This window comes from Xylophilus sp. Leaf220, from assembly GCF_001421705.1.
Lineage (GTDB): Bacteria > Pseudomonadota > Gammaproteobacteria > Burkholderiales > Burkholderiaceae_C > Xylophilus.
Genome location: NZ_LMKO01000022.1, coordinates 246,252 through 272,240, shown reverse-complemented (window position 1 = coordinate 272,240; position 25,989 = coordinate 246,252). Strand labels below are relative to the sequence as shown.

Genomic DNA, 25,989 nt, shown 5'->3' with positions numbered 1-25,989 from the left:
GGCGGCCTCAGCAGGCCGTCGGTGGCACGCCCCGGTTGACGGCCGAGACGGTGTCCAGCATCTGCATCCAGTAGCCGGGCAGGGCCTTCCAGGGATCGCCCACGCCGGTCTCGGGGTTGAACTTGAGGTTGGTCATGTACACCGGCCCGGCGTTGAACCGTGCCGTGGCGGCCGCGGCGACGGCGCGCTGCATCGCCGCGCAGCTCGCGTTGTGGACCAGCGCCGCCTGGTGGCTGTTGGCCTGCAGGTACAGCCAGGCATTGCCCTGGCGCGGGTCGTAGCGGGTGTAGGCCGTACCGCGGTCTTCGAAGGTGACCAGGGTGTCGGCCACGCCCGCATACACCGCATCCGGCACGGTGCCGGGGTTGCCGATCACCCGCAGGCCCGGGTCGCGGGCCTTGATGTGGCGGTAGATCTCCTGGTAGAAGGCCAGCCTCTTCGGATCGGAGGCCATCTCGTCGAGAAAGAAGCCGCCGATCAAGGGGCGGCCGTAGACCGCCAGGTACCGGTCGATGTTGGCCTTGATCGAGGCCAGCGAGCGCGATCCGGTGCCGTAGCCGGTGTAGACATAGCCCACCGTGCGGCCGCCCACCGCGGCGAACTGCGCCAGCGCCCGCAGGTAGTCCGGATCGGCCGCGGTGAAGATGCCATTGTTCGGATTCATGATCGCGGTGACGGCCAGCGTCGGATGGGCGGCGGCGCCGGCGGTCATCTTCGCCCAGTCGGTCGAGTCGGCGGGCGAGAAGTAGGCGGGAACCAGGATCTCGAGCGGTGCGGGGGCCGGCCGGGCATACACAGCCCGCACCGCACTGGCTGTCTGGCCGCCGGCCTGCACGGTGGCGGTGATCTCCTGGCGGCCGGGTGCGGTGGCGGTGAAGGCGGTGGTGGTCAAGCCGGCCACGGTCGTGGGAAGGACCGGCAGCCAGTGGGCCGACGGCGCGCCCAAGCGCACCGCGGTGCCGTCTACCGCTGCCACGCCGTCGATCTTCAGCCGTGCCGCGACGGTGGCCGCGGTACCGACGGTCAGCACCTCCTGATCGTCCGGGGTGGTGAAAGCCAGCGACAGCACCGGGAGCTTGGCCTTGGCCGCCTGGGTGCCGACGATGATGTCGGCTTCCCCCGCGGCGGTAACGCTGGAGGTCGCCGCGGTGGTGGTGCTGTCTCCGCCTCCGCCGCAGCCCGCCACGAGCGCCGCCGCCGCGGCCAGAAGACTGAAACGGGAGAGCGGTCCGAAAAGCTGCATGGTGGGCGATCCGCAAAAAATCGGATGATAGTCACCTGGGCGACAGTTGCTAACCGCAGCGATGGCCGTCGGTCGGGCCTGTCCGACGGTTGGTTTTACCCGTGCTTTAAATATACCGCAGTGTCTTGCGGACATCCGGGCAACAGCGCATCGGCGGTGCCGTGCCGCCGCTGGGCGGCCGAACAGCCCAGATCAGCAGGCAGGCAGCGTGCTGCCGCGGTTGACCGCTGCGACCGTGTCGAGCATCTGCAACCAATAGCTTGGCAAGGCAGCCCAGGGGTTGCCGGCTCCGGTCACCGGGTTGTACGGCAAGTCGGTGATGTAGAGCGGCCCGGCGTTGAAGCGCGCGGTGGCGGCGGCCCGTACGGCGGTCTGCATCGCTGCGCAGGTAGGCGTGCCGTAGACCAGAGCGCCCGCACGGCTGTTGGGGTACTGGTAGAGCCAGGCCTGCCCGTTGCGCGGGTCGTAGTCGGCGAAGGCGGCGGCGCTGTTTTCGAAATTCACCAGGATGTCGGCGACCGCCGCGTAGCCCGGGTCGGGAAAGGTGCCGGGGTTGCCGATCACCCGCAGGCCTGCGTCCCTGGCCTTGATGTAGCCGTAGATCTCGCGGTAGAAATCCAGCCGGTTGGCGGCGGACGCCATCTCGTCGAGGAAGAAGCCGCCGATCAGCGCGCGGCCGTACAGCGCCAGGTAGCTGTCGATGTTGGCCTTGATCGACGCCATCGACCGGGACCCGGTGCCGTAGCCGGTGTAGACGTAGCCGACCGTCCGGCCGCCGGCCGCGGACAGCTGCGTCAGCACGCGCAGGTAGTCGGCGCTGGCGTTGGTGAAGATGCCGTTGTCGGGGTTCATGATGGCGGTGACCGCAACGCCTGGATGGGACGCGGCGCCGGCGACCAGCGTGTTCCAGTGGCTGGTAGTGGTCGGCGAGAAGTAGGCCGGCACCAGCAGCTCCAGCGGCGCCGGCGCGGGCCGCAGGTACACCACCCGCACCGCGTTGGCCGTCTGGCCGCCGATCTGGACCGACGCGGTGATCTCCTGGCGCCCCGGCGCCGTGGCGCTGAACGACGCGGTCGCCACGCCTGCCTGGGTGGTGGGGCTGGCCGGCGCGAAGGTGCCGGACGACGCCGCGAAACGCACCGCGGTGCCGTCGGCCGGCACCGCGCCGTCGACCGTCACCCGGGCGTTCACGCTGACCGGGCCGCCCATCTCGAAGATCGCCTGGTCGCCCGGCGCGCCGATGGTGACGGTGACGACCGGCACGGCGACGGGCGCGCCGCCGCTGCCGCCACCACCTCCACCGCCGCACGCCGCCACCAGCGCGGCCAGGGCCAGGTTCAGCCACCGGGGAAGTGCACGCAGGGAAGGTGGTTTCATGAAGCGGCCGATCGACGGTGGGTGGGAACCGATGGTAGCGGGGCGGCCCTTGCGGGGCCTACTGGAGCATGAAGGTCTCGTACTCCAGCCGGTTGAGCTGGCGCGACAGCAGGTACATGCCAGTGCACAGGGTGAGCAGGGTCGACAGCGCGAATCCGTAGCCGTAGAGCGCAGCGCCGGCATGCAGCGTGAAGCCGGTGAAGACGATGTTGAGCAGCACGAACTGAAGGCACAGGAAAAGCACGATGCGCCGCTGGTCGAGGTAGAAGAACACGTTCAGGATCGCCATCAGCCCCACCTGCAGGCCGGCGCCGATCACCTGCACATGCAGCAGCGGCAGGTAGAGCCGCGAGATGCCCAGCACGTCGAGCAGGGCCGGTCCGGCGACGAAGGTGACCAGCACCGCCAGCGTCTGGATCTTGCCGATCTCGCCCAGGCCCTGCTGGATCGAATAGACCATCTCGTCGCGCATCGCCTCGATGTATTCCAGCGAGCCGCCGCTGCGCACCGCGTCGTAGAACTTGTCGTAGAACTCGACGAAGTCGGTCTCGATCCGGACCAGGAATACCGCCATGCCCGGGATGATCGACAGGTAGGCCAGGAACACCGGCAGGTCGTAGATGATCGAGGCGCGCAGCCCGCCGATGATGCTCTGGGACGTGGGGGTGAAGTACCAGAACATGAACTTGTCGGCCCAGATGCCGAAGTTGTAGAGGAACCCCACCGCCACCAGCGACGGATAGAGCATCCTGCGCCGCGCGAAGTCGAACGCGATCAGCTTGCCCTTGGGGTTGAACTCCTGCACCACCAGCACCCACATGCCCGCCAGCAGCAGGTAGTTGCCCAGCACGAAACCCGCCAGTAGTCCCTCCAGCCCCCAGGGCCGCAGCAGCAGCGAGGCGACGACGATGACCGCGTAAGCCAGGCCGAACAGCGCCACGATGACCTTGTAGCGTTTCATGCCGGACAGCAGCACCGTCAGCACCCAGACGTTGCACATGAGCGCGAAGCCGGCCAGCATCAGCATCCGGTAGACCAGGCCCAGGTTGGGCAGCACCACGAAGAGGGCCAGGGTGCCCAGCACGCCCGAGGCGACGGTCACCACCAGCAGCAGGCCGTGCAGGTTCGGAAGGATCAGGTCGCGGCGTTTCTCGAATAGCCGGTCCGACACGAACCGGGTGAAGGCCAGCTGCACCAGCCCGGTGAGGATCAGGCTGCCCGCCACCAGGTAGGTGACCGACGTCTGGAACTGGGTGACCAGTGAGGCCGGCACCACCACGCTGGCGCTGAAGATACCGATCAGCAGGATGCCGACGATCGAGAACACCCACGGCCCCGAGCCGATCACGCCGGCATAGGCATAGGCCTGCACCAGGCTGGTCAGCGTGTCCTTGCGCAGCATGCGCCGCAGCTCGAATCCAATGCCGGCCATCAGCGCGCTCCCTCTGTTTTCTGGAACGCCGTCTCGTAGACCCGGCGGTAGCGGTCGAACATCATCGTGTCGGTGTAGTAGCGCTCCACCCGCGCGATCGCCGCGCGGCTGGCGGCGTGCCAGGCATCCGAATCCTTGAGCAGCGCGATCGACGCGTCGGCGAGCCGCTGCGGATCGGCGATAGGCACCACCTTGCCGGAGGCGCCCAGCGCGCGGTCTTCCTCGTCCAGTCCTTCGATCAGCTGGCGGCACGACCCGACGTCGGTCGACACGGTGGGCACGCCGGCGGCGTAGCCCTCCAGGATCACCAGCGGCAACGCCTCGCTGATCGACGAGAGGATCACCAGGCCGATCCGCGGCATCAGGTCCTCCACCCGCTGGAAGCCCAGGAAGCGGATGTTGTTCTCCAGTCCCAGGCTGCGCACGAGGTTCGTGCACTCCTGCGCATAGGCGGGGTCTTCCTCGGTAGGCCCTGCGATCCAGCCTTCGGCCAGCGGCAGCTGGTTGACCACCCGGCGCATCGCGCGGATGAAGGTCTTGATGTCCTTGATCGGCACCACGCGGCCGATCAGGCAGAGCACCTGCGGCACCTCGACCGGCCGCTGGTCGCGCAGCCGTGCGAAGCGCGCCAGGTTGATGCCGTTGGGAATGTTGAAGGTGCGGGCCGCTTCGGCGCCGTCGGTGACCTGGCGCAGGCGGTTGGTCTCGTAGAGCGCGATGATCGGATCGGCCGCGGCGTAGCAGTAGTAGCCGAGCCATTCGAAGAAGCGGATCCACATCTGGCGGAAGTACGACAGCTCGGTCGGGTCGCGCTGGAAGATGTTGCGGTTGTCGCGGATCCACTCGCTCTTGAACAGGTCGATCTTGCGTTCCTTGGTGTAGATGCCGTGCTCCGACAGGATCAGCGGCACGCCCCGCATGTGCTGCACCAGGCCGCCCAGGTAGCCGGCGTAGCCGGTCGAGGCGCAGTGCACCATCCGCACCGGCAGCATCTGCTGCGCCACCCGGGCCAGCGTCCAGAGCGGCTGGTACATGATCCGCACCGTCCAGAAATAGTCGACGAAGGACGGGTCGGTGCAGTGGTCGCGGTAGCCCTGGCAGATGATCTCCCAGGCCCGCTCGCTGTAGAGGAAATCCTCCAGCGGCAGCGTGCCGCCCGGCTGCATCTGCAGCGTCAGCTCGCGGAAGGCGGCCATCGTCTCGGCGCTGCGGTCGCCGGTGCGAAAAGACTCGACCAGGGTGCGCACCATGTCGAGCGCGGCCCGGTTGCCCGTGCGCCGGGCCGGCATGCCGCGGGCGCCCAGATGGTCGTAGAGATAGTGCTCCTCGAAATGCACCACGTTCGCGGGCAGTTCGTATTTGAAGTTCGAATAGTCCTCCTGGCGGCTGCCGAGGAAGATGATCGCGAAGGTGTATTCGGGATAGGCCCGGATGATCTGGTTGATCCAGCTCGAGACGCCGCCGCTCACGTACGGGAAGGTGCCTTCCAGCAGCAGCGCGATGTCGGCCTGGCCGGCCTTGGGATGGCTCATCGCGGCGGCTCCCAGTAGTCGAGGATCGGCCGCAGACGGGGCAGGGCGCGCCACTGGGCCAGCTCGTGCACCAGCTGCCGCGTCTGCTCGAAGTCGCGCCGCTGGAAGCACAGCTCGGCCTGGTACGGCAGCACCCGCGTGGCCGGCAGGCCCAGAGCCCGCGCCAGCCCGTAGGCGGCCTCGGCGGCCTGGGTCTGTCCCAGCAGATGCAGAAGCCGGCCGCGGCGCAGGTTGAGATGCGGATGCTCGGGCCGGTGCTCCAGCACCTGTTCGCAGTAGCGCAGCGATTCCTTGATCGCGTGGTCGCGCAGGTCGCCCTGCACCAGTTCCTGGTAGACCAGCTCCCAGTACAGGTCCGAGAGCCGGTAGTTGGATTCGGTGGTGAGCGGCCCGGGCGTGTCGCCTTCGGCTTCCCGGGCCTGGCGCAGCGCGTCGAGTTCGCTGTCGATCGTGCGGTTGATGCGCTTTTCCAGCGTGTCGAGCATGCCGTAGGCCAGCAGCCGCAGGTCTTCGCTCGGGTCGCTCAGCACGGTGCGCAGCAGCGGCGACGCGATGCGGCCGGAGACACGCTGCAGTGCCACCATCGCCCGCATGCGGGTCTGCATCGGCGCCTGGCTGTTGCCCAGGAACGAGCGCAGACCGGATTGCCGGAAACTGCCCTGGAGGCGCTGGTGGCGGTCGAACTCGGGCAGGCGCAGGGATTCGAAGGCGTCCTGCGCGGCCGGGCTGCGGTAGACCCGCAGCACGATAACGGCCAGCGCCACCCCGACGAAGCCGGCGACCGGCACGGTGTAGCTGAAGGCCGCCATCAGCGCCAGTACCGGCGTGCGCGGCTTGGCCTGGGCACCCGAGAGCAGGGGCAGCAGGAACAGCGACAGCATGACGCAGGCCAATCCGTGCACCGTCAGGTAGCTGAGCAGGGCGGCGTCGGAGCGGCCCTGCAGCAGGGCCGGCCCGCTCCAGGCACCGATCTCCAGCAGCAGCGCCGAGATGCCGAACTTGAGGTTAAGCATGGGCCATTCCGTGGATCCGCTGCAGCACCGACAGCGGCTCGCCGTCGAGCGGCACGATGTGCGGGAACACGCCCGATTCGGCCAGCGGCTGGCCGGTCTTCTGGTCCGACCACAACTCCAGCCGGTTGATGTAGCCCTCGGCGGTGGCGCTGTCGCCGAGCGGCATCAGCATGGCCAGCACGTGCCGGTGCTCGCCCTGGATCAGCCAGCCCTCGTCCAGTTCGCGCTTCAGGCGCTGGATCTGGCCGGGCAGGCCGGCGTCGATCGCCCGCGGCAGGAATTCGAGCGCCACGATCACGCTCGGCACCTGCGCGGTATCGCGGATGTGCGCCAGCCGCTGCGATTCGAAGGCGAAGGTCGCCGGGCACTCGGGCAGCCGTGCCTGGATCGGCTCGGCCAGCGCCTTCATCGCCAGGCCGTCGGTGTAGTAGCCCAGCAGCAGGTTGATCGTCTGCAGGTTCTCGTCCTGCAGCGAGAAGAAGGGCATGTCGTCGATCACCAGCAGGCCGTAGATCTCGCCGCCCAGGTCGAGCAGCGGCGCCGCCGCCAGGTACTGGGTCTGCTGCTGTCCGGCCAGCACCTGGCTGACGTGGCAGAGCTTGCGCGTCTCGATGGCCTGCTGCACCAGGGGATCGTACGGGTCGATCGCCGCGCCGTTGCCCAGACGCGCGATCGGCTCCGCGTCGATGTGCTCGTCGTCGGCCGCGTAGAGCGTGGCCGACTCGAGCTGGCAGTACTGGGCCAGCAGCCGCAGCAGCGTCTCGGCGCCCTGTGCCACGTTCTGGTCGGGACTGCCCACGCTTTGCAGGGTGGAGAGCGCGTCGCGCATCGACATCGGCCGGCCGATCAGCTCCTGCTCCAGACGGTCGTGCGACAGCCGCAGCAGGTAGTACTGCCGCACCAGATGCTCCAGCCGCTGGTCGAGATAGACCTGGACGTTCTCCGCCCGCCGGGTGCGCGCCTGCCACAGGCTCGAGAACTCGCCGACCAGCATCACCAGAATCAGGCCTCCGAGAAAGTAGACCTGCGGAAATCCGTCGTAGCGCCCCGGGTTCAGCCCCAGCCATCCGATCGCCAGCACGCAGGCGGCGCCCAGCCCCGCCAGCGGCCCGTAGCGCAGCGCGACGATGACCGGCGCCAGCCACGACCACGGGAAGGGCGCCTGCACCCACATCGGGTCCTGCGGCTCCAGCCACAGGCCGAGCGCCAGCGCGACCAGCGGCAGCAGCAGGGTCTCGACCAGCATGACCGGCGCGCGGGCGTCGGGATCGGCCAGCTTGCCCAGCAGGTTGGACGGCAGGTGGGTGACTTTCTTCGACTTGGCCGCGATCGGCGTCGGCTTGACCGTGCGGCGGCGCGCGGCGGGCGTGGTCGTCTCGGAGGCCATGGCGGGATCAGCGCGCCCGCGCCAGGCCGGCGTCGAGCAGATCGCGGATCAGCTTCTGCGCCACGCCCGAGAGCGATTCGCGGCTCCAGCCGCTCTTGCCGCCGGTGCCGCTCCAGAGCGTGTCGCCCGAGGCCACGTCGAGGATCTGCAGCGTCACGCCGGCAGCGGGTTCGCCGTCGACGCCGACCTTGTAGCGCCATTCGTCCACCGCGCCCGTCAGGGCGTACCTGGCCTTCTGCTCGCGGGCCCAGGCCAGCACTTCCTGCTGGCGCCTGGCGTCGCCCGCGTCGAACAGCGCTTCCTGCTGGGTGCTGGTCGGATAGCGCTGGATGCGGCCGACGCCGCGGGTCTGCAGCAGGGCCTGCGCGATCGCCTCGGCCCGGTTGCCGGCGAGCGGCGTCTCGGTGTGGTTGGCGAAGGGCAGCACCACCCAGGTGGCGTTGCGCTCCAGCTCGGGCGGCTGGCCGCGGTCGATGGTGGAGCAGGCGCCGAGCAGCAGGGCGAGGCTGCCGGCGACGAGGGCGTGCCGGCGCTGCAGCAGAAAGCGGTGGTGGGGCATGGTGGATTCCTCTCGGGACGACATCAGAAATGGAGACGGTAGGTGAGCAGCATGCTGCGGGTCAGGCCCCGGACCTGCAGGCCCGACTTGCCGACGCCCCAGCTCAGGCCCAGGTGGTCGGCGCCCAGCACGCTGCCGGCCACGCCCATGCGCAGCTCGTAGCCGGGGCCGAGGACGCTGTGCCAGGTGCGGCTCAGGGTGGCGAAGGGCAGGGCGGCACGGGTGTACTCCTGCTCGTAGCGCATGTTGGTGGAGACCTGCAGCCCGTAGAAGCTGAAGCTGTCGGGCAGGAAATAGTCCTGGCCCACGGTGCCCGCGCTCGGCGGCACGATGCGGGTGAAGGCCAGGTCGTTCGGGCCCAGGCCCGCCAGGTCGCGGCGCGAGAAATTGTGGCGCGACCAGAATGCGCCGAACTCGACCACCGGCGCCTCCTGCCGGTAGGTGTGGCTGTAGTTGAGCCGGGTGTGCTGGCCGTTGCCTAGCGCCGCGCCGGTCTGCAGGCTGTAGGCCTCGTCCGAATAGCCCAGGGTGAACTGGTCCTGGCGGGTGGCCTGGTAGCGCAGGGCGGCGCCGGCCCGGCGCTTCTTGCCGGCGATGCGCAGGGCCAGGCTTTCCTGGCTGGGCAGATCGGTGCCCAGGTCCAGCGTCAGCATCAGGCGGTTGTCGATCCGCTGCTGGTGCTCGATCTGCAGCGGGTTGTAGGAACCCAGGCTTTCGCGGCGGCCGGCGCGCAGCATCGTCGTGCCGTCGTTGTGGCGCCAGTTGAGCTTCATGTCGAAGGCCCGCTCGTCGGGCGGGTTGACGATCACCAGCGCATCGGTGGCCCTGCGGCGGATGCTCGCGAACTCCAGGTCCAGCGACAGCCGCGGGTCGATCGCGATGTGCAGCACCGTGTCGACCTCGTCCTCGTCCATACCGCCCAGGCGCTGCAGCTTCAGGCCGCCGCCCACCGTATCGCTGAAGGCCAGCAGGTTCTCGGTGAGTTGCAGGTGCAGCGGCTGGTCGTCGTGCTGGTCCTGCTGCGCCTCGAAGGCGGCAGTCTGCGCCAGCCGGATGTCGTCCACCGCGCGGGCGGCGTTGACCCGGTCGTAGCGGGGCAGGCGCTCGTCGAACGCCTGCAGCAGCTGGCCGGTGGCGGACTTGTCGTCCTCGGCTAGCGCGACGGTGATCTCCGCCCACAGCGGCCGGTTGCTCCGCTGGCCCTGGCTGCGCGCGTACTGGTGGCGCAGGAAGCCGCGCTCGGCGGTGTATTCGCCCGCGTCCTGCAGCCAGCCGATGGCGGTCTCGGCCGCGGCGTTGGAGTAGCCGCCGCGCCCGTCGCGGTCGACCCGCAGCAGTTCGCGCAGCACTTCCTGCGCCGGGTCGCCCGGCCGCTGGGTGATGAACAGACGGGTGCGGGCGATCCGCCGCGTCTGGTCCAGGCCCTCGTCGGTCAGCCAGCGGGCGCGTGCCTCTTCGGCCGAAAGCCGCTGGCCGCCGTCGCCCTTGCGCGCCGTCTGCCATTCGCGCGACAGCAGCTCGCGACGCAGCCGCCAGGCACGGTCGGTCTGCTGGTTCTGGTCGAGCGCGTCGGCGTAGTTCATCAGCCAGAGGAAGTCGCCCTGGTGCGCCTTCAGGTGCGGCGTGAGGTAGCGGTCGAGCGAGACCTGTGGCAGCGACAGCGCCTGGTAGGCGGCCGCCAGCGCGTCGTGCACATCCTCGTCGCGGGCCCAGACGCGTTCCTGCGTGGCCAGCAGGGTGCGCAGCGACACCGCGTCGTTGCTGTCGATGAACAGCCACAGCAGCGCCTGGCGCATCTCCGACGAATCGGGGCTCTGCTGCAGGCCGGCCTCGAAGTAGCGGCGGGCCTCGGGCAGGTTGCCGGTGTTCTGGTAGTAGCTCCCAGCCAGCCGGAGGAACTCGGGCATCTGCCGGAAGCGGGACGCGGCGCGGCGGGTGGCCTGCGGGGTCGCATCCAGGCGCTTGAGCAGCAGCCCGACGTCGTCCCAGCGGTTGCGGCTGGAGTAGATGGAGAGTGCATCGACCAGGTAGCGCGGCTCGTCGAAGCGTTCCCAGGCCAGCACCGACACCCGCGCCGCTTCGAGCGGCTGGTCGTTGTTGAGCAGGCGCACCAGCGCGTCGTAGTCGGAGCTGTCGGTGTCCTTGCCTTCCACCAGCCGGCGGTAGGCCTGCACCGCCAGATCGTTGCGCTGGCGGCTTTCGGCCAGCTGGGCGGTCAGGCGCCAGTAGTCGTTCTGGTCGGTGCCCGCGCTCGGCTGCTGCTGGGCGGTCTCGAGCCAGCGCAGGCCTTCGTCGGGCCGGCCGTGCGTCAGGGCCAGGACGGCGGCGCGCATGGCGCGGGCCTGGGTCACCTGGGCCTTGTCGGACAGCAGGCGGCGCCAGCTGTCGAGCGCCAGGGTCGGCTGTCCGGCACGTTCGGCCAGGTTGGCGAGCAGTTCCACCGCCGGCGCCGTCCGGGCGTGGACCTTCAGGTAGTCGAGTGCGGGCTGCGGCTCGCCGATGCGTTCGTAGGCGTCGACCAGGGCGCGCATCAGCGCGAAATCCTCGGGGCGGCCGCGCAGCTGGTGGCGCAGGCCCTCGACCAGGGCACGGTCGTCGAACTGGCCGGGCGCCAGCCGCAGCACCGACTGCCAGGCCTCGTCGCGGTCGGTCTTGCGGGCGATGTAGAGCCAGTTTTCCAGCGCCGACGAGGATCGCAGCGTCCAGTCGGACACCCGGGCCAGGCGCTCGCGCCACACCAGGTCCTGCGGCAGGTTCTGCACCGCGACGTTCGCCAGCGACCAGGCGTCGTCGAGCTTGCGGTTCTCGACGAAGACCTCGTAGCCGAGCGTGTAGATCTTGTCGTCGAACGGCAGGTTGGGCACCGCACCGGGGCGCGGCGCGGGCAGCGGTGCCGCCGCCGCGGGTGCGGGGGCAGCCGCAGGGCGGGGCGCTTCCTGCGCCATGCGGCGCTGCTGCCACGTGCCGGCGTCGGCCACCGCCATCGCGGGCGGCAGCATCAGGTGGGCGCCGTCGTCGTAGCCGTACTGCGCGGGCGGCGCATCCAACGCGGCACCATGCAGCGGGCGCAGGAGCGCGCCGACCGGTGCCATGCTGCCGACCAGGATCGCCGCCGTATCGGGCATCTGCTGCAGCACGGAGATGCGCAGCAGGCGGCGCACGTAGCGGTCGGCCACGGCCGGCTTGCCCGCAGCACGCGCCAGGTTGGTGATCATCAGCAGGGTCTGCACATCGTCCGACAGCGGGCCCAGCTCGCGCTCTGCCAGTGCCAGGGCGGCGACCGGCTGGTTGCCCGATTGCAGGGCCTTCACCGCGGCGGTGTAGTAGACCTTGGCCTGCTGCGGGTCGGGCGTGGCCTGGCGCGCCAGCAGGTACAGCTCGGCGCAGGCGGCGTAGTCGGAGGTACCGAGCGCCTCCTTGGCGGCCCGCTCGTAGAGGCGCGCGGCTTCGCGCGGGTCGGTCGCTTCCGCGGCCAGCTGCCGGGTCAGCACGACGCCGACTACACGGTCTTCGAGGTCGGCCGCACGGCGCGCCAGCAGTATCTGGCGTTCGATCGGCCAGCGCTCCTGCGTCAGCGCCTTCAACTGGCGCCTGAGGTCTTCGCGCAGGCCCTTGCGGCGCTCGGCTTCTTTTTCGGGCGTGCGCTGGTAGTCGGCATAGGTCAGGTCCCAGAGGCTCCAGAGCGCGTCGCGGTGCAGTTCGGGATCGGGCGAATCGAGCGCCGGCTGCAGCGTCGCGCGCGCGTTGGCCATGTCGCCCATCGTGATCTGCCGCTGGGCCAGGAGCAGGCGCAGGCGGGGATTGTCCGGGTCGCTGCGCAGCAGGTTGTTGAGGTAGGCGACCGACAGGGCCACGTCGGGCGTATCGGAGAGCCGCCGCTCCAGGTCCTGCTTCGGGTAGAGCAGCCACAGGCCTCCCCCCACCATGCTGGCCAGCAGGGCGATGAGCCACGGGGGCGCCAGGACCGGCCGCTCAGCGGGCTGGGCACTGGAGCTGGATTTGCGCTGCAGCATCGGAGAGTCGGAATTGTTGGACGGCCGGGGTGGCCGGGGAAGCCGCGCGGGTGGGGGTCAGCAGGCGCTGGTTGGCGCGCACCTGGCAATTGCCGGCATTGGCCAGGCCGAAAGCCAGCGGTGCGTAGCCCTTCAGGGCGAAATCGGTACGGCCCTGGTCGCGCACCGTCCATTCGGCCAATCGGGCGTTGGCGTCGGACAGGTACGGGCCCTGCGGTGCGGCCGGCGCGGCGGCGTCGCCGGCGCGCATCTGCAGCCATGCGGCACCGCCGGTCAGGTGCACATAGGTGCCGCCCTCGGCCGCGGCGGTGTAGCCGGCCACGCCCTGGCTGGCCTGGGGCAGGGGCGTGCCGAGCGCGGCCGGCATGCGCAGGGTGCGCAGTTCCCCGTCGCCGCGCACCCGCCAGCCGTCGCCGTCGCGGGCCACGGCGTAGGTGTGGAAGTCCTGCACCTTGCGGATGAATTCCGATGCGAACACCGGATGCAGCGGCTGCGCCTGGGCCCAGTCGTACACCTTGCGCAGCGCGTTCAGGCCGGCCCGCTTGCTGGCGGAGTACACGTGGTAGTAGATGTCGACCGGCTTGATGCGGCGGGGCGTGCCGGTCATCTCGAAGCTCTGCAGCACCTGCTCGTAGCCGTAGTACGGCCCCTTCCACAGGTTGGTGTAGATGTTCTCGTTGGTGATCGGGGCGTAGACCTGCAGAAGGCCGCCCTTCTGGATGCCGTGCGGACCGATGGCGGTGAGCGAAGGGTTGGTGCGGGTGATCGAGGTGTCGCCGCCGTTCATGTTGAGCAGACCGGCCTTGGCGGTGATCGCCAGCGCCTCGGCGTTGGGCGCGGTGTCGCCCGACCACAGCAGGATCCGGACCTTCTTGCCCGGCGGCGCCAGGCGGCTGTTGATGTAGTCGGTAGAGCCCACGATCTCGCGTGTCAGGTCCATCGTGTAGCCCGGCACCTCCAGGCTCATCGCCGCCTCGGAGTTGTCGCTGAAGGTGCCGTGGCGGACGTTGCGGTCCCACAGGAACGGATGCGAATAGGTGTGGCTGGCGATCTCGACGTGCGGCAGCGCGAACATGCGGCGCGCCACGCCTTCCAGCTCCTGGCTCATCTCGGGGTGCAGTCCGTGCGGCGCGATCTCGGCTTCGATCACCGACATGGTCTGCGGCACGGTGCGGTACTTCTCGAAGATCTCCTTGAGCAGCACCTGCCCCGCGTCGGGGCTGCCGGGCAGTTCGGCGCGCGACGGAAATCCGTCGCCGTCGACATGCGAGAACAGCAGCCGGCGGCCGTTCTCTGTGGTGACGTCGGGCACCGGCACCGCCGGCAGGCGCAGCGTCTGCGCCAGGAAGGCGAACGGGTCGACCACCCAGCGGGCGTAGTCGGTGCCCGGCACCTCGACCACCACGAAAGGATCCAGCAGGAAGCCGCCCCAGGGCATCACCGCGCCGCCCAGCACCGACTGGTTGCGCTGGTCCTTGAATTCGACCAGCGGGCGCGCCGCCTGCACCGGCGCGCCGTTGCGCAGCACCAGTTCGAACTGCGCGCGGGTGGCGGGCTCCAGCGCCGTCTCGAAGCCCATCATCGGGTCGCGGGCGACCGGCTGCTGGCTACCGCGGGGCGCGGCGCTGTTGGGCTGGATGCCCAGCGCCTCGACCAGCGGCCGGTCGAGTGCCGAGCCGAAATTGCCCAGCACCGCCACCGGCATCTGCTCGGCCAGGCGCGCCTGCAGCCACTGCTGCACCGGCTTGATGCGGTTCTCCGGCAGGAAGCCCGAGAACCAGGTCACGACGCCGGCATAGCGGTCCTGGTACACCTCGGCGGGCAGCGCCTCGCGCACGTCCACGTAGTCGACCACGTAGCCCAGGTGGTTCAGCGGCATCTGCAGGAAGCGGTGGGCCGGCGTGTAGTTGAGCGCCGGCGTCTCGCCGCCGTTGTAGAGCACCAGCACCCGCCGCGGTACCGGCTCGACGGCGCCGATGCCGACCGTCTTCACATGGCCGTCTGTCACCCAGGGGATGAAGCCCAGCGCCTTGATCTGCTCGGCGGTCGAGCGGGTCAGTGCCCTGTCTTGCGGCGCCACGTAGTCGATCGCGAGGATCGGCAGGCCGTCGCGCTCGCGGATGGTGCGCAATTGGCCCAGAAGCCACTCGCGGTCTTCGGGCTTCACCGGCTCGTAGCGCTGGGTGCCGGCGTTCCAGCCGCGGAAGAGCGATTCGACCGCCACCATCTTCACCTTGTCCTTGACCCGCGGCACGATCTCGAAGCCCCGGTTGAGGATCAGCTGGATACCGGGGTAGCGCTGGTGCAGCAGTTCGATCACCCGGACGATGCCGGCCTGCTGCGCCGCCTCGTCGAACTGCTTGGCCAGCCGGTAGGAGTCGAGAGTATCGAGGAAGAAGCCGCGGTAGCCCTTCTGCCAGAGCGGTCCCACCACCTTGTTGGCGAAGAACTCGGGCCATTCGGCCGGCGTCTGGTCGACCACGTCGGAGTTCCAGTCGCCGTTGCGCGCCATCTTCCAGGCTACGGGAATCTCGGGGTAGTAGGGCCGCGACGCCTGCACCTCGGCCACCGACACGTAGGCGTAGAGCTCGCTGCCGGTCTTGCGGTAGGCGACCGGGTCCTGGCCGTGGTCGGGCTCGACCACCACGATGTCGAAGAGCTTCAGTTCCGGCAGGCCGGCGATCGGCCCGTAGTGCAGGGCCACCGCCGGCGCTGCGGTCGTCCACAGCGGGAAAGCGCAGCACAGGCAGAGGAATAGGGAGAGGAGTTTGTGCAACACGACGAAAGGAAATGAGCGGATAGAAATAAGGCGGCAGACTTCGATACGCTACGCCATTTGTGCATGCCTGCACCACCTCCGGAGCGATGCATGTGGATACTCGGCTTACCGTTTTCTTACGGCGCGAGCATATGCGACTTTGTAAGCCCCTCCGTTCGGTAGACCTGGCATTCGGCTAATTTAACCCGTATAAATATCTCACGATGGCACTATAGAGGCGATTCGCGAATGTGCAAACCGGGGTATCGCAGCGGCTTGCCGCGTACCGTCGGCAGTACGCACGCGGCGGCCGTCCGGATTCGTCAACAAGGAAAAACATGATTCTCGTCACCGGCGGCGCCGGCTTCATCGGCTCACACACCTGCGTGGCCCTGGCGGCCGCGAACATCCCCTTCCTGATCCTCGACAACTTCTGCAACAGCCGTGCGTCGGTGCTGGAGCGGGTGGAGAAGATCACCGGCGCGGTGCCGCAGCATGTGGAGGGCGACGTGCGCGACGAGGCCCTGCTGGCCCGCCTGTTCGCCGAGCATCCTATCGAGGCGGTGGTGCATTTCGCCGCGCTCAAGTCGGTCGGTGAATCGGTGCGCGAGCCGTTGCGCTATTACGACAACAACGTGGCCGGCACGGTGACGCTGCTGCGCGCGATGCAGAAGGCCGGTGTGCGCACCCTGGTGTTCTCGTCGTCGGCCACGGTGTACGGCGACCCGGCCTCGCTGCCGATCCGGGAAGACTTCCCGCTCTCGGCCACCAACCCCTACGGCTGGAGCAAGCTGATGATGGAGCAGGTGCTGGCCGACGTCGACGCGGCCGAGCCCGGTCAGTGGCGGATCGCGCGGCTGCGCTACTTCAACCCGGTCGGCGCGCACGAGAGCGGCCTGATCGGCGAAGACCCGCAGGACATTCCCAACAACCTGATGCCCTACGTGGCGCAGGTGGCCGTCGGCATGCGGGAAAGCCTGAGCGTCTACGGCGACGACTACCCGACGCCCGACGGCACCGGCGTGCGCGACTACCTCCATGTCTGCGACCTGGCCGACGGCCACGTGGCCGCGCTGCGCTACCTGCGCGAGCACCCCGGCCTGCTGACGGTGAACCTGGGCACCGGCCGCGCGGTGTCGGTGCTGGAGATGGTGCGCGGTTTCGAGCAGGCCAGCGGCCGGCCGGTGCCCTACCGCATCGTCGCCCGCCGGCCGGGCGACGTCGCCGCCTGCTGGGCGGATCCGGCGCGGGCGGAGCAACTGCTGGGCTGGAAGGCGCAGCACGGCCTGGAGCGGATGTGCGCCGATGCCTGGCGCTGGCAGGACGGCGTCGGCCGGTCGCTGTAGCTTCCTGTAGCCGCCCCGCGGCCGGTCCCGCAGCCGGGGAGACGGCCGCAGGCGGCGCAAAGTGCGGCTCCTACAATCGCCGCATGCCTGCCATTTTTCCCGCATTCCAGGCCGTGCGCCACGCGCCTTTCCATGGACTTCCCGCGCTGCACCTGGCCCTGCCCGGCGGCGCATCCGCCGTCGTCGCCCTGCAGGGCGCGCAGGTGCTGTCCTGGAGGCCGGCCGGCGGGGCGGAACGCCTCTATCTCAGCCCCCGGGCCCGGCTCGACGGCCACGGTGCGATCCGCGGCGGCGTGCCGGTCTGCTTCCCGCAGTTCAACCAGCGCGGACCGCTCGCCAAGCATGGTTTCGCCCGCAACCTGCCCTGGCGGGTCGAACACAGCGGTGCCGACGACCATGGCGTGCGCGCCGTCCTGGCCCTGGACGACACGCCGCAGACCCGCGCCTGGTGGCCGCACGGCTTCGCCGCCCGCCTGGCGGTGGAACTGGCCGACGCCCACCTGCAGGTCGAACTGACCGCCCGCAACACCGGCGACACCGCCTGGGACTTCACCGCCGCGCTGCACACCTACCTGCAGGTGGACGACGTGGCGCAGGCCCGGCTCGACGGCCTGGACGGCTGCGCCCGCTGGGATTCGGTGGCCGACGTGCATGCGGTGCAGCAGGGTCCGGTCGGCTTCGGCGGCGAGTACGACTGCGTGTTCTCGGCGCCGCCCGGCCCGCTGCGGCTGCAGGCCGGCGACGCCACCATCCAGATCGCCAACAGCCCGTCGTGGACCAACACCGTCGTCTGGAATCCCGGCGAAGCGCTCTGCGCCACGCTGCCCGACATGCCGGCCGACGGCTGGCGCCGGATGCTCTGCGTCGAGGCCGCCTGCGTCGACACGCCGGTGCCGCTCGCGCCCGGAGCGCACTGGTCGGGATTCCAGCGGCTGCAACTGGCCTAGCCCGCAGGCGCCCGGCGCTCCGTACACCCACCTTCTTCTTCTTCTCTTTCCGCGGATCTCCCATGCTGGCCAAACGCATCATTCCCTGCCTCGACGTGACCGGCGGCCGTGTCGTCAAGGGCGTCAATTTCCTGGAACTGCGCGACGCCGGCGATCCGGTGGAGATCGCCGCGCGCTACAACCTGCAGGGCGCCGACGAGCTCACCTTCCTCGACATCACCGCCACCAGCGACGAACGCGACCTGATCCTGCCGATCATCGAAGCCGTCGCGTCGCAGGTCTTCATTCCGCTGACCGTCGGCGGCGGCGTGCGGACGGTCGAGGACGTGCGCCGCCTGCTCAACGCCGGGGCCGACAAGACCAGCTTCAACTCGGCCGCCATCGCCAACCCGCAGGTGATCGCCGACGCATCGGCCCGCTACGGCGCGCAGTGCATCGTGGTGGCGATCGACGCCAAGCGCCGCAGCGCCGAGGACGAGCGGCGCCTGGACGGCGACGGCCGCGCCGCCGGCCCGGGCTGGGACGTCTACAGCCACGGCGGCCGCAAGAACACCGGCCTGGACGCGGTCGCCTGGGCCACCCGGATGGCCCGCATGGGCGCCGGCGAGATCCTGCTGACCAGCATGGACCGCGACGGCACCAAGAGCGGTTTCGACCTGGCGCTGACCCGCGCGGTGAGCGACGCCGTCTCGGTGCCGGTGATCGCCTCGGGCGGCGTCGGCAACCTCGACCACCTGGCCGACGGCGTGCAGCAGGGCGGCGCCGACGCGGTGCTGGCCGCCAGCATCTTCCACTACGGCGAACACACGGTGGGCGAAGCCAAGGCGCGGATGGCGGAGCGTGGGATTCCGGTGCGGCTTTGAAATGCCCGTGCTATAAAAAGAATAGCTAGGAGCCGGCGAACAGCGCCGGCTGTGGCGACGAAACGCTTGAAAACCCCGTTCGGCCCGCCTGCAGCCCGCCTACCGCAGCATGCTCGACATCGCCGACAGGCAGTTGAGCATCCGCACCGCGGCCTCGATGGTCGGCGCGCCGAACGTCAACTCCACGCCGCCGGTGCGCGCCAGCGTCGGCCACTGGCAGAACAGGTCGGCCAGCGCCGGCGTCTGGGTGCGCAGACGCACCGCAACCGGCTGGGCAGGGGCGGGCCGGTCCGGCGCCACCCGTTGCGCCAGTCCGGCCACCACGCCGGCGCGGATCGCCGAGCAGGCGGCGGCGGGCGAGAGCGAGATGCCGCTGTTCTGCCCGGTCGCGCGCTTGGTCTGCACGAAATGCGCCTGCGGGAACTGCGGCTGCGTCTCCGCGATGAAAGCGTCGTCTCCGCTGGCCATGGCCACCGGCACGCCGTAGCTCGCGGCCAGCGCGCCGTAGAGGCCGGCCTCGCCCACTTCCTGCCCGTCGAGCCAGATGCCGGCGAAGGCGAAGCTGTTGATCGTGTGCGCGAGGATGCCGGGCGCCTGGGCCTTGGCGTGGTAGCCGACCATGCAGACCGCGTCCATGCCGTGCTCCACGCCCGACACCATGCTGAGGTAGCGCGGCTTGCCCTGCACCGCCTGCGCCCGCGGATCGAGCAGGTCGGGCAGCAGGTTGCGGAAGCCGCCGTGCGAGTCGTTGACCCACACCTCGGCGGCACCCGCGTCGAACGCACCCGCGATCGCCGCGTTGGCCTCGTCGGTCATCAGCCGGCGGGCGCGTTCGTACTCCGGGTTGCCGGGGCGCACCTGCTCGGGATGGTAGACGCCTGCGACGCCTTCGATGTCGGTGGAGATCAGGACTTTCATGCTGCGTGCGCGCCGCCGTGCGGCGGGTTGGGTGTCGGAGGAAGAAGCGGCGCGCCCTGCGCCAGCAGGTCGGCCAGCGCGGGGCGGTGGTGGCCGTCACGGCCGGTCACCGCGCGGGCGTGCCACAGGGCGTGCACGATCGCCTGCTCGGTGCCGTCGGCCACCGCCTGGAACAGCGGGTCGAGCAGCGCGTCGTGCAGCATCGCCACGGCCGGCATCGGCCGGGCTGGATCGGCCGGCACGGTATAGGCGGTGGAAAAGGCCAGCGCGATGTCGCCGCTGCCGTGGCCGAAGACCGAGCCGGTGCGCGCCAGGCCGGCACCAGCGCGCAGCGCCAGGCGCCGCAGCTGGCGGGCGTCGAGCGGCGCGTCGGTGGCGACCAGCAGGATGATCGACCCGCGCTCGGGGGCATCGGTGTCGGCAGGTGGGGCAGCGATCCGCGCCGCCAGTGCGGCGCCGATGGCATGCCCCGACAGCACCAGCTGCGGCAGGCGCCCGTAGTTCGCCAGCACCAGCGCGCCGACGGTATGGTGGGTGCCGTCGCGCAGGCAGACGACGCGCGATGCGGTGCCGATGCCGCCCTTCAGGTCGAAGCTCGACATGCCCCGGCCCGCACCCACCGCGCCCTGTTCGACCTGTGCGCCGCAGGCATCCAGCGCCTGCCGGTAGTGCGCCTCGGCCACCGCCATCCGCTGGATGTCGTTCAGGTAGCCGTCGTTGCATTCGAAGACCAGCGGGTTCACCGTCGGCAGCGAGCGGCCGGTCTCGGGGTTGTCGGCGATGCAGGCACGGATCTGCGTCGCAGCCACGCTGCCGACCGAGAAGGTGTTGGTCAGCGCGATCGGCGTCTCCAGCGTGCCTAGTTCCTCCACCTGCACCAGGCCCACGCTCTTGCCGAAGCCGTTGAGCACCACGGCCGCGGCCGGCACCTTGTCGCGGAACGCGTCGCCGGCGTGCGGCCGCACCACGGTCACGCCGGTCTGCACCTCGCCGTCGGCCAGCGTGCAATGGCCGACGGTGACGCCCGCCACGTCGGTGATCGCGTCGCGCGGGCCGGCGGGCAGGGTGCCGACGCGGGGCGGTACCGGTGTCACGTGCGGTCGATCTTGGGGTCGAGCGCGTCGCGCAGGCCGTCGCCCAGCAGGTTGAAGGCCAGTACGGTGAAGAAGATCGCCAGGCTGGGGAACAGCGCCACGTGCGGCGCGTTGACCATGTCGGCCCGCGCCTCGTTGAGCATCGCGCCCCATTCGGGCGTCGGCGGCTGGGCGCCCATGCCCAGGAAGGACAGGCTGGCCGCGGTGATGATCGAGGTGCCGACGCGCATCGTGAAATACACCACGATCGACGAGATGGTGCCCGGCAGGATGTGGCGGACGATGATGGTCCAGTCCGATGCGCCGATGCTCCGCGCCGATTCGATGTAGGTCATCTGCTTCAAGACCAGCGTGTTGCCGCGCACCAGCCGCGCGAAGGCCGGCACGCTGAACACCGCCACCGCGACGACCACGTTGGTCATGCTGCTGCCCAGGATCGCCACCACGCCGAGCGCCAGCAGGATGCCGGGGAAGGCGAAGAGCACGTCCGAGATGCGCATCACGATCCGGTCCCACCAGCCTTCGTAGTAGCCGGCCAGCAGGCCGAGCACGGTGCCGATCGCGCCGCCCGCCAGCACCGACAGGAAGCCCGCGGCCAGCGAGATGCGTGCGCCCATCAGGATGCGGCTGAAGATGTCGCGGCCGAGCGGATCGACGCCGAACCAGTGCATCGCCGACGGGCCGTCGTTGAGGCGGTCGTAGTCGAAGTAGTTCTCGGCGTCGAAGGGCACCAGCCAGGGCGCCAGCGCCGCGACGGCCACCAGCAGCAGCACGAAGGCCAGCGCGGCGACGGCCACGTGCTGCTTCCTGAACTTGCGCCAGAACTCGCGCCAGGGCGTGCGGACCGCGCCGGCCGAGGCCGATTGCGCGGTGGCGGCGACGGAGGCCGCCGCGATCTGCGCCGCGTCGGGCGGGGTGGGGATGGAGGGCGTGGTCATGCCGGGTACCTCGGAACGGGCGGCGTTCACTTGTAGCGAATCGTGGGGTTGATGAAGCCGTACAGCACGTCCACCACCAGGTTGATAAGGATGAATTCCAGCGAGAACAGAAGCACCAGCGTCTGGATCACCGGGTAGTCGCGCATGGTCACCGCATCGACCAGCAGGCGGCCCAGGCCGGGCCAGTTGAAGACCATCTCGACCACGATCGAGCCGCCCAGCAGGAAGCCGAACTGCAGGCCCATCATGGTCACCACCGGGATCAGCGCATTGCGCAGGCAGTGCTTGAGGACCACCACCCGCTCGTTCAGGCCCTTGGCGCGCGCGGTGCGCACGAAGTCCTCCTGCACCACCTCGACGAAGGAGGCGCGGGTGAAGCGCGCCATCACCGCCGCCACCGCCGCGCCCAGGGTGAGCGAGGGCAGGATGTAGTGCTGCCAGGTCGCGGCGCCCACGGTGGGCAGCCAGCCCAGCTGCACCGAGAACAGCTGCATCAGCGTCATGCCCAGCGCGAAGGCCGGAAACGAGATGCCCGAGACCGCCAGCGTCATGCCGAGCCGGTCGGGCCAGCGGTTGCGGTAGACCGCCGAGACGATGCCGATCCCCATGCCGAAGACCACCGACCACGCCATGCTGCTGATGGTCAGCAGCAGCGTGGGCATGAAGCGTTCGCCGATCTCGGCGGCCACCGGCCGTCGGGTCCGGATCGAGGTGCCGAAGTCCCCCTGCACCATGCGCGAGAAGAAGTGCACGAACTGCTCGGGCAGCGGCCGGTCGAGGCCCAGCTCCTGGCGCACGAGCTGCACCGTGGCTTCGTCGGCGTCTTGTCCGGCTGCTAGGCGCGCGGGGTCGCCGGGCAGCATGTGGACGAACAGGAACACCAGCACCGCCACGATCAGCAAGGTGGGCAGCAGCCCCAGCAGTCGTTTGAGGGAGTAGTTCAGCATGGATGCGGCGCTGCGGTGCGCAGCGTTGTAGGGAAACGGAGAGCGGCCCCGCCTGCGCGGGGCCAGGGGCTTACTTCAGCGCGATCTCGTCGCTGTTGATGTTGCCGTCGGGCATGACGAAGACACCCGACAGGCGCTTGGCGTGGGCGTAGAGGACTTCCTCGGTCACCAGCGGGATGCGCGGCAGGTCCTTGGCGAGCTGCTCCTGCGCGGTCTTGTAGAGGGCGGCGCGCTCGGCGCTGTCCGCGGTGAGCAGGGCCTTGGCGATGGACTCGTCGACCACCGGGTTGCTGTAGAACGCGTAGTTCGCCAGCTTGGGTGCCCAGGATTCGGTCGAGAACAGCGGACGCAGCGCCCAGTCGGCCTCGCCGGTGGAAGAAGACCAACCGATGTAGTAGAGGCGCGCCTTGGCGGTCTTGGGGTCGGCCCAGGAATCGACCAGTTCCGCGCGCTTGCCGGGCTCCAGCGCTTCCACCGACACCTTGATGCCGACCTGCTGCAACTGCTGTTGCAGGAACTGGATCACCTTCTGGCTGGTCGTGTTGTTGTAGCCGCTCCACAGGACCGATTCGAAGCCGTTCGGGAAGCCGGCCTCCTTCAGCAGGTCCTTGGCTTTCTGCACGTTGTAGGGGATCGGCTGCATCTTCACCGCGTATTCCACGCCCTGCGGCACGAAGCCCTGGGCGGGGAACGCATAGCCGTTGAAGGCCACCTTGGCCAACGCGTCCTTGTTGATCGCGTAGCCGATGGCTTCGCGCACCTTCGGGTTGTCGAAGGGCTTCTGCAGCAGGTTGAACGTGAGGAAGCGCTGGATGATGGACGGCGAGGAAATGACCTCCACCTTGTCGCTCTTCTTGAGCGTGGCGATCTGCTCGTAGGGCAGGGTGAAGGCGAAATCGGCCTCGCCGGTCTGCAGCATGGCGGCGCGGGTGTTGTTCTCGATCACCGGCTTCCAGGTGACCTGGTCGACCTTGGGGTAGCCCTGTTTCCAGTAGCCGGCGTACTTCTTGCCCACGATGGCCTCGGTCTGCTTCCATTCGACGAACTCGAACGGGCCGGTGCCGACCGGGTGGAACGCGATGTCCTTGCTGCCCCACTTGGCCAGGGCGGCGGGCGAGATCATCGCGGCCGAGGCGTGCGCCAGCGTGTTGATGAACGGGCCGAAGGGCTCCTTCAGCGTGATGCGCAGGGTCTGCGGATTGACCGCCTCGACCTTGGCCACCCGGTTGAACTGGTTGGCGCGCAGCAGCCGGTTGGCGGGGTCCATCACCCGGTCGAGGGTGGCCTTGGCGGCGGCGGCGTTGAAGTCGGTGCCGTCGTGGAACTTCACGCCCTGGCGCAGCTTGAAGGTGTAGACCACGCCGTCCTTCGACATCTCGTAGCTCTCGGCCAGCACGTTCTTGATCTTCAGGTCCTTGTCGAACTGGAACAGGCCTTCGTAGAAGCTCTTGGTGACGGCCGTGGTGATGGTCGTGTTGGTGTTGTAGGGGTCGAGCGTCTCGGGCTGCTGGTAGATGGCCAGCACCGCGTTGCCGGCGGCCAGCACGGAGCCGGACGCGGCCAGGGCCGCGAGGGCCATCAGGCCCTGGGCGATGCGGCGGGAGGAGAGGGTCTTTTGCATGGTGGAACTCCGGTGGTCAGGAAACGAAGGCGGAAACAACGAGAGAGAAACGAGGGGAAGACGGACAGGCAGGCGCGGTGCGGGCCTGCCGCTCAATACAGGTTGGCGATCGCATGGCGCGCCACGAAGTGGCCCGGCGACACCTGCACCAGCGGCCGGACGTCCGGCTCGTCGCCGAGCGCGCGGATCGGGCTGGGGATGTCGCCTTCGAGCAGCGAGCGCTTCAGGTGGCGGCGCGCCGGGTCGGCGATCGGCACCGCGTCCATCAGCTTCCGGGTGTAGGGGTGCTGCGGGTTCTCGAAGATCGCGCGGCGCGGGCCGATCTCGACGATCTGGCCGAGGAACATCACCGCCACGCGGTGGCTGATCCGCTCCACCACCGCCATGTCGTGCGAGATGAAGAGAAAGGCCACGCCCAGCTCGCGTTGCAGGTCGAGCATCAGGTTGATGATCTGCGCCTGGATCGACACGTCGAGCGCCGAGACCGACTCGTCGGCCACCACCACCTTGGGGTTGAGCGCCAGCGCGCGGGCGATGGCGATGCGCTGGCGCTGGCCGCCGGAGAACTCGTGCGGATAGCGCTGCGCATGCTCGCGCGGCAGGCCGACCTTCTCCAGCAGCCAGTCGACCCGCTCCTGCGCCGCCGCGCCGCTGGCCACCTTGTGCACCAGCAGAGGCTCCATGATCGAGAAGCCCACCGTCAGCCGCGGGTCGAGCGAGGCGAACGGGTCCTGGAAGATGAACTGGATGTCGCGGCGCAGCGCCTGCACCTCGGAGGTCGGCAGGTCCAGGATGTTGCGGCCGCCGAACGTGATGGCGCCGCCCTGGCTCTCGACCAGCCGCAGCAGCGAGCGGCCGGTGGTCGACTTGCCGCAGCCCGATTCGCCCACCAGGCCCAGCGTCTCGCCGGGGTGCAGGTCGAAGCTCACCTTCTCCACCGCATGCACCCGGCGGGTTATGCGGTTGAACAGTCCCGAGCGCAGGTCGAAGCGGGTGACCAGGTCCTGCACCCGCAGGATCGGAGGCTGGCCCGCGGTGCGGGTGTCCACCGGCGCGGCCGGGTCGGAACCCGCGGCACCGTCCACCGCGACCCCGCCGCCCTGCAGCAGCGCGAACGGGCGCGGCAGGTCGGTGCCCCGCATCGCGCCCAGCTTGGGCACGGCCGAGAGCAGTGCCTGCGTGTAGGGATGCTGCGGCGCGCCGAAGATCTGCACCGACGGGCCCTGCTCGACCTGGTCGCCGCGGTGCATCACCAGCACCCGGTCGGCCACTTCGGCCACCACGCCCATGTCGTGGGTGATGAAGAGCACGCCCATCTGCATCTCGGCCTGCAGTTCGCGGACCAGTTGCAGGATCTGCGCCTGGATCGTCACGTCGAGCGCGGTGGTGGGCTCGTCGGCGATCAGCAGTTGCGGCTTGCAGGAGAGCGCCATCGCGATCATCACCCGTTGCCGCATGCCGCCCGAGAGCTGGTGCGGATAGCGGCCCAGCACGTTGCGCGCCTCGGGGATGCGCACCAGCTCCAGCATGCGCAGCGCCTCGGCCATGGCCGCGCTGGCCGACTTGCCCTGGTGCGCCCGGATCGCCTCGGCGATCTGGTCGCCGGCGGTGAAGACCGGGTTGAGCGAGGTCATCGGCTCCTGGAAGATCATCGCGATGTCGGCGCCGCGGATGCCGCGCATCGTTCGGCCGCCGGCCTGCGCCAGGTCGAGCACCTCGCCGTTGCGGCGGCGGAAGTCCATCCGGCCGCCCACGATGCGGCCGCCGCCGTGCTCCACCAGCCGCATCAGCGCGAGCGAGGTCACCGACTTGCCCGAGCCCGATTCGCCCACCACCGCCAGCGTCTCGCCGCGGTCGACGTGGAAGGACAGGTTGCGCACCGCGTCCACCGTGCGCTCGGAGGTGGAAAAGCGCACCGTCAGGCCGTCCACGGCCAGGACGCGGCCGTCCTGCAGGGCGGGCGAAGGAGAAGAAGGGGATGCGGGCATGGCGGTGCGGTAG

At 69.6% G+C, this 25,989-nt stretch carries 18 protein-coding genes; 3 read left to right on the top strand and 15 right to left on the bottom strand.

The features are described 5' to 3' along the window. Positions 1-7 precede the first annotated feature (7 nt). The 9 genes from ASE76_RS13250 to ASE76_RS13210 all read right to left on the bottom strand — a co-directional run bounded on the left by ASE76_RS13250 (position 8) and on the right by ASE76_RS13210 (position 15,335). Positions 8-1,243 (bottom strand): spherulation-specific family 4 protein, encoded by a 1,236-nt coding sequence (locus tag ASE76_RS13250; protein WP_055840243.1) that lies wholly within the window; start codon positions 1,241-1,243, stop codon positions 8-10. A gap of 192 nt (positions 1,244-1,435) precedes the next feature. Beyond that, complete coding sequence (locus ASE76_RS13245; protein WP_055840241.1) at positions 1,436-2,620, bottom strand: spherulation-specific family 4 protein; 1,185 nt, start codon at positions 2,618-2,620, stop codon at positions 1,436-1,438. A gap of 58 nt (positions 2,621-2,678) precedes the next feature. Then, positions 2,679-4,052, bottom strand: coding sequence for an exopolysaccharide Pel transporter PelG (gene pelG / locus ASE76_RS13240; protein ID WP_055840239.1), 1,374 nt, complete (start codon positions 4,050-4,052; stop codon positions 2,679-2,681). After that, positions 4,052-5,584, bottom strand: a complete 1,533-nt coding sequence (pelF, locus tag ASE76_RS13235) for a GT4 family glycosyltransferase PelF (RefSeq protein WP_055840236.1) — start codon at positions 5,582-5,584, stop codon at positions 4,052-4,054. Before pelF ends, pelG begins: the two co-directional genes overlap by 1 nt. Further along, positions 5,581-6,597 (bottom strand): hypothetical protein, encoded by a 1,017-nt coding sequence (locus tag ASE76_RS13230; RefSeq protein WP_055840234.1) that lies wholly within the window; start codon positions 6,595-6,597, stop codon positions 5,581-5,583. Before ASE76_RS13230 ends, pelF begins: the two co-directional genes overlap by 4 nt. Then, on the bottom strand, positions 6,590-7,984 hold the full coding sequence (locus ASE76_RS13225) for a PelD GGDEF domain-containing protein (RefSeq protein ID WP_055840232.1): 1,395 nt from the start codon (positions 7,982-7,984) through the stop codon (positions 6,590-6,592). The genes ASE76_RS13230 and ASE76_RS13225 overlap by 8 nt, the downstream gene beginning before the upstream one ends. Positions 7,985-7,991: 7 nt before the next feature. Then, complete coding sequence (locus tag ASE76_RS13220; RefSeq protein WP_055840230.1) at positions 7,992-8,543, bottom strand: penicillin-binding protein activator LpoB; 552 nt, start codon at positions 8,541-8,543, stop codon at positions 7,992-7,994. Positions 8,544-8,566: 23 nt separating this feature from the next. After that, positions 8,567-12,556, bottom strand: a complete 3,990-nt coding sequence (locus ASE76_RS13215) for a tetratricopeptide repeat protein (protein WP_201781864.1) — start codon at positions 12,554-12,556, stop codon at positions 8,567-8,569. Further along, complete coding sequence (locus tag ASE76_RS13210) at positions 12,516-15,335, bottom strand: endo alpha-1,4 polygalactosaminidase (protein ID WP_082448465.1); 2,820 nt, start codon at positions 15,333-15,335, stop codon at positions 12,516-12,518. The genes ASE76_RS13215 and ASE76_RS13210 overlap by 41 nt, the downstream gene beginning before the upstream one ends. A gap of 317 nt (positions 15,336-15,652) precedes the next feature. Here ASE76_RS13210 and galE point away from each other — a divergent pair, with 317 nt between their 5' ends. The 3 genes from galE to hisF all read left to right on the top strand — a co-directional run bounded on the left by galE (position 15,653) and on the right by hisF (position 18,470). After that, positions 15,653-16,660, top strand: coding sequence for a UDP-glucose 4-epimerase GalE (gene galE / locus ASE76_RS13205; protein WP_055840226.1), 1,008 nt, complete (start codon positions 15,653-15,655; stop codon positions 16,658-16,660). Positions 16,661-16,743: 83 nt separating this feature from the next. After that, complete coding sequence (locus ASE76_RS13200) at positions 16,744-17,607, top strand: D-hexose-6-phosphate mutarotase (protein WP_055840224.1); 864 nt, start codon at positions 16,744-16,746, stop codon at positions 17,605-17,607. A 62-nt stretch (positions 17,608-17,669) separates the two neighbouring features. Further along, positions 17,670-18,470, top strand: a complete 801-nt coding sequence (gene hisF, locus ASE76_RS13195; protein WP_055840222.1) for an imidazole glycerol phosphate synthase subunit HisF — start codon at positions 17,670-17,672, stop codon at positions 18,468-18,470. A gap of 99 nt (positions 18,471-18,569) precedes the next feature. Here hisF and ASE76_RS13190 read toward each other — a convergent pair whose 3' ends face one another. The 6 genes from ASE76_RS13190 to ASE76_RS13165 all read right to left on the bottom strand — a co-directional run bounded on the left by ASE76_RS13190 (position 18,570) and on the right by ASE76_RS13165 (position 25,976). Further along, positions 18,570-19,388: a M55 family metallopeptidase gene (locus ASE76_RS13190; protein WP_055840221.1), complete on the bottom strand. Its 819-nt coding sequence runs from the start codon at positions 19,386-19,388 to the stop codon at positions 18,570-18,572. Next, positions 19,385-20,482, bottom strand: coding sequence for a P1 family peptidase (locus ASE76_RS13185; protein WP_055840219.1), 1,098 nt, complete (start codon positions 20,480-20,482; stop codon positions 19,385-19,387). The genes ASE76_RS13190 and ASE76_RS13185 overlap by 4 nt, the downstream gene beginning before the upstream one ends. Continuing rightward, positions 20,479-21,420 (bottom strand): glutathione ABC transporter permease GsiD, encoded by a 942-nt coding sequence (gsiD, locus tag ASE76_RS13180; RefSeq protein WP_055840485.1) that lies wholly within the window; start codon positions 21,418-21,420, stop codon positions 20,479-20,481. The genes ASE76_RS13185 and gsiD overlap by 4 nt, the downstream gene beginning before the upstream one ends. A gap of 26 nt (positions 21,421-21,446) precedes the next feature. Beyond that, complete coding sequence (gene gsiC, locus ASE76_RS13175; RefSeq protein WP_055840217.1) at positions 21,447-22,367, bottom strand: glutathione ABC transporter permease GsiC; 921 nt, start codon at positions 22,365-22,367, stop codon at positions 21,447-21,449. Positions 22,368-22,437: 70 nt separating this feature from the next. Next, positions 22,438-23,988, bottom strand: coding sequence for a glutathione ABC transporter substrate-binding protein GsiB (gene gsiB / locus ASE76_RS13170; protein WP_055840214.1), 1,551 nt, complete (start codon positions 23,986-23,988; stop codon positions 22,438-22,440). Between the two features lie 92 nt (positions 23,989-24,080). Continuing rightward, the gene (locus ASE76_RS13165) at positions 24,081-25,976 is read right to left on the bottom strand and encodes a dipeptide ABC transporter ATP-binding protein (protein WP_055840212.1); all 1,896 of its coding nucleotides are present in this window, start codon (positions 25,974-25,976) and stop codon (positions 24,081-24,083) included. Between the last annotated feature and the right edge of the window lie 13 nt (positions 25,977-25,989).

Bases quoted from the DNA above. Each gene is read 5' to 3' on its own strand.
- ASE76_RS13250 (WP_055840243.1), bottom strand. From the start codon at position 1,243: ATGCAGCTTTTCGGACCGCTCTCCCGTTTCAGTCTTCTGGCCGCGGCG.
- ASE76_RS13245 (WP_055840241.1), bottom strand. From the start codon at position 2,620: ATGAAACCACCTTCCCTGCGTGCACTTCCCCGGTGGCTGAACCTGGCC.
- pelG (WP_055840239.1), bottom strand. From the start codon at position 4,052: ATGGCCGGCATTGGATTCGAGCTGCGGCGCATGCTGCGCAAGGACACG.
- pelF (WP_055840236.1), bottom strand. From the start codon at position 5,584: ATGAGCCATCCCAAGGCCGGCCAGGCCGACATCGCGCTGCTGCTGGAA.
- ASE76_RS13230 (WP_055840234.1), bottom strand. From the start codon at position 6,597: ATGCTTAACCTCAAGTTCGGCATCTCGGCGCTGCTGCTGGAGATCGGT.
- ASE76_RS13225 (WP_055840232.1), bottom strand. From the start codon at position 7,984: ATGGCCTCCGAGACGACCACGCCCGCCGCGCGCCGCCGCACGGTCAAG.
- ASE76_RS13220 (WP_055840230.1), bottom strand. From the start codon at position 8,543: ATGCCCCACCACCGCTTTCTGCTGCAGCGCCGGCACGCCCTCGTCGCC.
- ASE76_RS13215 (WP_201781864.1), bottom strand. From the start codon at position 12,556: ATGCTGCAGCGCAAATCCAGCTCCAGTGCCCAGCCCGCTGAGCGGCCG.
- galE (WP_055840226.1), top strand. From the start codon at position 15,653: ATGATTCTCGTCACCGGCGGCGCCGGCTTCATCGGCTCACACACCTGC.
- ASE76_RS13200 (WP_055840224.1), top strand. From the start codon at position 16,744: ATGCCTGCCATTTTTCCCGCATTCCAGGCCGTGCGCCACGCGCCTTTC.
- hisF (WP_055840222.1), top strand. From the start codon at position 17,670: ATGCTGGCCAAACGCATCATTCCCTGCCTCGACGTGACCGGCGGCCGT.
- ASE76_RS13190 (WP_055840221.1), bottom strand. From the start codon at position 19,388: ATGAAAGTCCTGATCTCCACCGACATCGAAGGCGTCGCAGGCGTCTAC.
- gsiD (WP_055840485.1), bottom strand. From the start codon at position 21,420: ATGACCACGCCCTCCATCCCCACCCCGCCCGACGCGGCGCAGATCGCG.
- gsiC (WP_055840217.1), bottom strand. From the start codon at position 22,367: ATGCTGAACTACTCCCTCAAACGACTGCTGGGGCTGCTGCCCACCTTG.
- gsiB (WP_055840214.1), bottom strand. From the start codon at position 23,988: ATGCAAAAGACCCTCTCCTCCCGCCGCATCGCCCAGGGCCTGATGGCC.
- ASE76_RS13165 (WP_055840212.1), bottom strand. From the start codon at position 25,976: ATGCCCGCATCCCCTTCTTCTCCTTCGCCCGCCCTGCAGGACGGCCGC.